The organism is Bacillus sp. G402 (assembly GCF_051172515.1).
Classification (GTDB): Bacteria; Bacillota; Bacilli; order Bacillales; family Bacillaceae; genus Bacillus; species Bacillus altitudinis.
This window is the reverse complement of record NZ_JBPIZC010000002.1, coordinates 1,005,980-1,012,932: the sequence shown is the minus strand read 5'-3', so window position 1 is coordinate 1,012,932 and position 6,953 is coordinate 1,005,980. Positions and strand designations below refer to the sequence as shown.

At 41.3% G+C, this 6,953-nt stretch carries 5 protein-coding genes and 1 rRNA gene; all 6 read right to left on the bottom strand.

Going from position 1 to position 6,953, the window contains the following annotated elements; all coding sequences use genetic code 11:
- Positions 1–216 (bottom strand): 16S ribosomal RNA (locus ACSBQP_RS13725); the annotation flags it as partial.
- A gap of 364 nt (positions 217–580) precedes the next feature.
- Entirely contained in the window at positions 581–3,085 is a 2,505-nt protein-coding gene (gene gyrA, locus ACSBQP_RS13720) for a DNA gyrase subunit A (RefSeq protein ID WP_217816512.1), read from the bottom strand.
- 234 nt (positions 3,086–3,319) lie between these two features.
- Entirely contained in the window at positions 3,320–5,236 is a 1,917-nt protein-coding gene (gene gyrB / locus ACSBQP_RS13715; RefSeq protein ID WP_024718422.1) for a DNA topoisomerase (ATP-hydrolyzing) subunit B, read from the bottom strand.
- A gap of 57 nt (positions 5,237–5,293) precedes the next feature.
- Entirely contained in the window at positions 5,294–5,539 is a 246-nt protein-coding gene (remB, locus tag ACSBQP_RS13710) for an extracellular matrix regulator RemB (protein WP_008360920.1), read from the bottom strand.
- Positions 5,540–5,556: 17 nt separating this feature from the next.
- Positions 5,557–6,669 (bottom strand): DNA replication/repair protein RecF, encoded by a 1,113-nt coding sequence (gene recF, locus ACSBQP_RS13705; RefSeq protein ID WP_007497487.1) that lies wholly within the window; start codon positions 6,667–6,669, stop codon positions 5,557–5,559.
- Between the two features lie 16 nt (positions 6,670–6,685).
- Positions 6,686–6,901 (bottom strand): S4 domain-containing protein YaaA, encoded by a 216-nt coding sequence (gene yaaA, locus ACSBQP_RS13700; protein ID WP_008347598.1) that lies wholly within the window; start codon positions 6,899–6,901, stop codon positions 6,686–6,688.
- Positions 6,902–6,953 lie beyond the last annotated feature (52 nt).

The following is a 6,953-nucleotide window of genomic DNA, read 5'->3' as shown; positions in this document are numbered from 1 at the left end:
AACCGTCTTTCATCCTTGAACCATGCGGTTCAAGGAACTATCCGGTATTAGCTCCGGTTTCCCGGAGTTATCCCAGTCTTACAGGCAGGTTACCCACGTGTTACTCACCCGTCCGCCGCTAACATCCAGGAGCAAGCTCCCTTCTGTCCGCTCGACTTGCATGTATTAGGCACGCCGCCAGCGTTCGTCCTGAGCCAGGATCAAACTCTCCGAAAAGTACAAAACCGAAGTTTTGTTTTTCGCCAGTTTGACTGACTACCTATGATGTATCATAGGATTTTTTTATAAAAACTCGAATTAACAGGTACGTTTTGTCTTGTTTAGTTTTCAAAGAACTTGTTTGCCACTCTCTCAAAGCGACCACTTAAATATATCATATATCTCTATCAATAGTCAACATTTTTCTTGAAAAACATTTTATTTTTTTAAGAAGTTTTTGTTATGAAAGAGATAAAAAATAGAGCCTCTTTTTGCTCCTTTGAAAGATTAACACATATCTATGAAAAAAGCATTATAAACTTCAAAAAAAATCATGTTTTTTCAAAAAAAAAATAAAGCCGGTGAAAAACCGGCTTTATCTTTACTCAGATTGCTCTTGATCTGACTCTACATTTTCTACGTTTTCTTCACTATTCTCTTCATCGTCTTCTGGTGATTGTTCTACTAATGCCACTGTAGCGACATGTTCATCATCACCTAGACGGATCAGGCGGACACCTTGAGTGACTCGGCCTGTTGTGGAGATATCTGAAACAGCCATACGGATGATGACACCACTACCTGTAATAATCATCAAGTCTTCTTCAGCTTCAGCGTTAGTCGCCTTCACTGCAACAAGCGGACCGTTGTTGTCAGTGATCTTGCACGTTTTCAGACCTTTACCACCACGGCTTTGGACACGATATTCTTTTTCAGGCGTTAATTTACCATAACCTTTTTCAGTTACGATCAATACGTTTGCATCTGGCTCAAGGATTTCCATTCCAACGACGATGTCATCCTCAGAAAGTGTGATCCCTTTAACTCCAGCTGCTGTACGTCCCATTTCACGAACATCTGTCTCGTCGAAACGAATGAGCATTCCTTTTTTCGTTCCGATGATGATTTGTTTTTCACCATTGGTTAAACGAACAGCCATCAATTCATCTTCATCACGCAGGCTGAGTGCAATCAAACCGTTGTTACGGATGTTTGCAAATTGAGACAATGACGTTCGTTTCGATACACCGTGTCTTGTTGTAAAGAAGAGATACGAATCTTTATCAAATTCGCTGACTGGAATAATGGCGTTTATCCACTCTCCCTTTTCTACTTCAAGAAGGTTAATAATCGGAATCCCTTTCGCTGTTCGTCCGAATTCAGGGATCTCATAGCCCTTCGCTCGATAGACCTTCCCTTTATTAGAGAAGAAGAGAATCGTATCGTGCGTAGATGTTGAGATCAGCTGTTCAACGAAATCATCTTCGTTGGTTCCCATTCCTTGTACACCTTTACCGCCTCTTTTTTGACTGCGGTATGTTGATGCAGGCAGGCGCTTAATATAACCATTATGAGTCAGTGTGATCACAATATTTTCAACAGGAATCAAATCTTCGTCTTCGATTGTTTCTATACCCGCTGTCACAATTTCTGTGCGGCGCGTATCATTGAAGCGTTCTTTGATTTCTGTTAATTCTTCTCTAATGATTTCTAGAACTTTCTCATTGTCTGCTAGAATGGCTTTCAATTCAGCAATCAATTCAACAAGCCCTTTGTATTCATCTTCTATTTTCTCTCTTTCTAAACCAGTCAAACGCTGGAGTCGCATATCGAGAATGGCCTGTGCTTGTTTTTCAGACAAGCTATAGTTTTCCATCAAACCATTTCTTGCAATTTCAGCAGTTTGAGAGCCTCTAATTAAGGCAATGACCTCATCTAAGTGATCAAGCGCAATTCTTAAGCCTTCTAAAATATGAGCTCTTGCTTCTGCTTTACGCAATTCATACGCCGTTCTTCGACGAATGATCACTTTCTGATGCTCAAGGTAATATTCAAGACATTGTTTGAGAGACAACACTTTCGGCTGTCCATCAACAAGTGCAAGCAAGTTAATACCGAAGGACGTTTGAAGTGTCGTTTGTTTATAAAGATTGTTTAATAGAACATGGACGTTTGCGTCTCTTCGTAGTTCAATGACAATTCTCATTCCATTACGGTCAGATTCATCACGAAGATCTGTAATGCCATCAATCTTTTTATCACGGACAAGATCAGCGATTTTTTCGATCAAACGAGCTTTGTTAACCTGATAAGGAATCTCGTTGATGACAATGCGCTGCTTACCACTAGATGTTTCTTCGATATTTGACTTTGCACGTAATGTAATAGAGCCTCGTCCTGTTTCATACGCTTTACGAATACCGCTTCGGCCAATGATTTGTCCCGCAGTTGGGAAATCTGGACCTGGAATGATGTCCATTAGTTCCTGTGTCGTCATTTCAGGATTTTGACTAATTGCCAATACCCCATCAATCACTTCACCTAGTTGGTGAGGCGGGATATTCGTTGCCATCCCTACAGCGATTCCAGTTGCCCCGTTCACTAATAAGTTCGGGAACCTAGCAGGCATAACGACTGGCTCTCTTTCACTGCCATCGTAGTTATCTTGATAATCAATGGTGTCCTTTGTGATATCACGCAGGATCTCCATCGAAATTTTAGAAAGACGTGCCTCGGTATAACGCATGGCTGCTGCACCGTCTCCATCGACAGACCCAAAGTTCCCGTGCCCTTCAACCAGCATATTACGATAGTTGAAATCTTGCGCCATCCGAACCATCGCTTCATATACAGCGCTATCACCGTGAGGGTGGTACTTACCGATAACTTCCCCAACGATACGTGCAGATTTCTTAAATGGTTTATCACTTGTCATACCTAGGTCATTCATCGCATACAAAATTCTTCGATGCACGGGCTTCAATCCGTCTCGCACATCTGGTAATGCACGCGAAACAATAACACTCATTGCATAATCTAAAAAGGACGTACGCATTTCATGGCTAATATTCACTTCGCGTACATTTGGTGTATGTTGTTCACTCACTATAAGAACCTCCCTTTACGTATCACATGAAATAAATTATGTGGGAGTAAAATATGTATTTATCTTCACAAGACTATTCTCCATTATATCAATAATCTTGCCTTTATACACATTTATTTACTAGAAAATCGACGAAACGTAGAAAACCAGGACATTCGTTTCACGCCCCTGTTTCTTGAAAAACAACCTTATTCCAAACAAGAAATAAGGTTGCTCTCAAGGGGGGATACCTATCTAAATATCAAGATTTTTTACGTATTGTGCATTTTCTTCGATAAAGTTACGTCTCGGCTCTACTTTATCTCCCATTAGCATTTCAAAAGTCTCATCAGCATCGATTGCATCCTCAAGTGTCACTTGAAGAAGTGTTCTCGCATCAGGATCCATTGTTGTTTCCCAAAGCTGAGTAGCATTCATCTCTCCAAGTCCTTTATAACGCTGAAGTCCAGGTTTCGGTGTTTGAGGCAGTGTTTTTAACAGTTCATCTAGCTGTTTATCGTTATACACGTATTCAACACGCTTTCCTTGCTGCACTTTATATAAAGGCGGCTGTGCAATATACACATAACCGTTTTCAATGATTTCACGCATGTAGCGATAGAAGAATGTTAGGAGTAGCGTCCGAATATGCGCTCCATCAACATCAGCATCAGTCATGATCACAATTTTGTGATAACGTGCTTTCTCTAAAGTGAAGTCTTCTCCGATTCCAGTCCCTAGCGCTGTAATCATTGAACGAACCTCGTTGTTGGATAAAATTTTATCTAGTCGGGCTTTTTCAACGTTTAGGATCTTCCCTCTTAACGGTAAGATCGCTTGGAAATGTCGATCACGACCTTGCTTAGCAGATCCGCCCGCAGAATCTCCCTCTACGATATAAAGCTCAGAGATGGAAGGATCTTTAGAAGAACAGTCTGCCAGTTTCCCAGGCAAGCTAGAGACTTCCAGTGCACTTTTACGTCTTGTCAGCTCACGTGCCTTTTTGGCAGCCATTCTTGCACGAGCTGCCATCACACCTTTCTCCACAATTTTCTTTGCAGCATCAGGGTTCTCTAAGAGGAATTTCTCAAGTGCTTCGGAGAAGAGGGAGTCGGTAATGGTTCTTGCTTCTGAGTTACCGAGCTTTGTCTTCGTTTGTCCTTCGAATTGGGGGTCTGGATGTTTGATAGAGATAATGGCTGTTAAGCCTTCTCGTACATCTTCACCGCTCAAATTCGAGTCACCATCTTTGAATACGCCATTTTTACGAGCATAATCATTGATGACACGCGTCAGACCTGTTTTAAAGCCTGCTTCATGTGTTCCGCCTTCATACGTGTTGATATTGTTAGCGAAGGAATAGATGTTGCTTGTATAGGAATCGTTATATTGTAATGCCACTTCAACCGTGATTCCGTCTTTTTCACCCTCGATGTAAACTGGTTCTTCATGAACGACTTCCTTCGAGCGATTCAAATGTTCTACATAGCTCTTAATACCGCCTTCATAGCAGTATTCGTTTCTTCGCTCTTTACCTTCGCGTAAGTCTTCAATGATGATGTTGACGCCTTTTGTTAAGAAAGCTAACTCACGTACACGGTTAGCAAGTGTGTCGTAATCAAATTCAATGGTTTCAGTAAAAATTTCTGGATCTGGCACAAAATGAGTGGTTGTCCCTGTTACATCTGTTTCACCAATGATCTCTAAATCTCCAACTGGAACACCGCGTTTGAATTGTTGATAATGAATTTTTCCATCACGGTATACGGTCACGTCTAAGGTCGTAGATAACGCATTAACAACAGATGCCCCTACACCATGCAGACCGCCAGATACTTTATAACCGCTGCCGTCAAATTTACCACCAGCGTGAAGAACCGTCATAATGACTTCTACAGCAGGACGTCCCATTTTTTCGTGAATCCCAACAGGAATTCCGCGGCCGTTATCTTTCACTGTGATGCTATTATCTTTTTCAATTTGCACTGTAATGTCTGTACAATAACCAGCTAAAGCCTCATCAATACTGTTGTCGACAATTTCCCATACAAGATGGTGAAGTCCTTTTGCACTGGTTGACCCAATGTACATTCCTGGACGTTTTCTAACCGCTTCTAGTCCTTCGAGCACCTGTATCTGATTTTCATCATAACTATTATGTTGCTGTTCCATTGCCACGTACATTCACCTACACTTTTCTTAAACGATATATTTATATGAATTGAGCTTTTAGACTTCAATTTCAATCACAAATGAAGCACGTTTTTTGAGCGTGCTTGAGGAAAGAGGAGAGTAATACACGGATTCAGTTGTGACGACGATGGATTTGGGTGTCCCTTGTGACAACGAAATGATTTGTTCTTCTTGTTTTTGAAGAAATTCCTCTACAACAGAAGATGACCTCATTTTGTAATCAACAATTGCGACAATCTCTCGTGTAGAAACAACACAATCATCACCTAAATGAATATACAAGACCCACACCTCATTTATCAGTCAATTACTTTTCCACTGGCTACTCTGAAAATTTCCGCTTCTTTCAAGGTGGCGTGATCGATGCCTTCAACACTCGTTGTGGTGACGAAGGTCTGTACACGTCCCTGAATGGTATGGAGCAAATGAGACTGTCTGTAATCATCAAGTTCAGATAAAACATCATCGAGCAGAAGAATTGGGTATTCACCGATTTCTTCATGAATCAGATCAATTTCTGCCAGCTTTAGTGAAAGAGCTGTTGTTCTTTGCTGCCCTTGAGAGCCATATGTCTGAACATCCCGACCATTCACAAAGAAAAGAAGATCATCTCTGTGAGGCCCCCATAGCGTCACCCCTCGGTCTATTTCTCTGTCTCTTAGTTTCTGAAACGATTCTTCATAGCTATTTTTTATTTTCGACAAGTCTGACGCTTCTGATACCTCTATGGCCGTCTGGTATTGGAGCGTGAGCGTTTCCAGCTCTCTTGAAATCCCAAAATGCAGCGGCTGCGCCCATTTTTCGAGCTGTTTCGTAAAAGTCAGTCGTCTTTTGACAACCTTCGCTGCCGCATCAATCAACTGCTCTGTTAAAATCTCCAGCATCGCTTGATCCGTTTGCTTTCTTGTTTGCAATTGTTTCAAGTAATGATTTCGCTGAGTGAGGATTTTTTGATAGAGCGATAAATCATGCAAGTAGACAGCAGACACTTGTCCAATCTCCATGTCGAGGAATCTTCTGCGGATTTGCGGGCTACCTTTCACAAGGCTGAGATCCTCTGGTGCAAACATGATGGTGTTCAAGGCACCAACATAATGACTGAGTTTCTGTTGTTCAATGTGATTGACCTTGCCCTTTTTTCCTTTTTTTGAGATCACGAGCTGCATGGGGAGTGGACCATTTTTTTTGATGACTCTACCTTCTATTTTAGCATAGTCTTCGTCCCATCGGATAAGTTCTTTATCATTTGACGTACGATGAGACTTTGCCATCGACAATACATAGATCGCTTCCATCAGGTTCGTTTTACCTTGGGCGTTCTCACCAATCATCACATTCACCTTATTGTCGAATTGAAGCTCGGTGTGTTCATAGTTTCGGTATGAAGTTAACGCCAGACTTTGAATGTACATGTATTGTCACCCGTTTCTAATTCACAACTTGAAATGTGCCGTGACCTTCTATCTCGACAACATCACCTGGGTATAATTTGCGTCCCCGTCTATTATCTGGCTCTTGATTGATGAACACCTCATGTTCACTTAAAAACCACTTCGCCATTCCACCAGATTGAATGACTTCGGCTAATTTCAAAAACTGCCCTAATGTAATCATTTCTGTTTCAATCGTTATCAGATTAGGCATTGTATCGACCTCTTTCAATATCACTAATATCTAATTGTACTAAAAAACAAGA

Coding starts and splice junctions, on each gene's coding strand:
- yaaA (WP_008347598.1), bottom strand. CDS start 6,901: ATGCCTAATCTGATAACGATTGAAACAGAAATGATTACATTAGGGCAG.
- gyrB (WP_024718422.1), bottom strand. CDS start 5,236: ATGGAACAGCAACATAATAGTTATGATGAAAATCAGATACAGGTGCTC.
- recF (WP_007497487.1), bottom strand. CDS start 6,669: ATGTACATTCAAAGTCTGGCGTTAACTTCATACCGAAACTATGAACAC.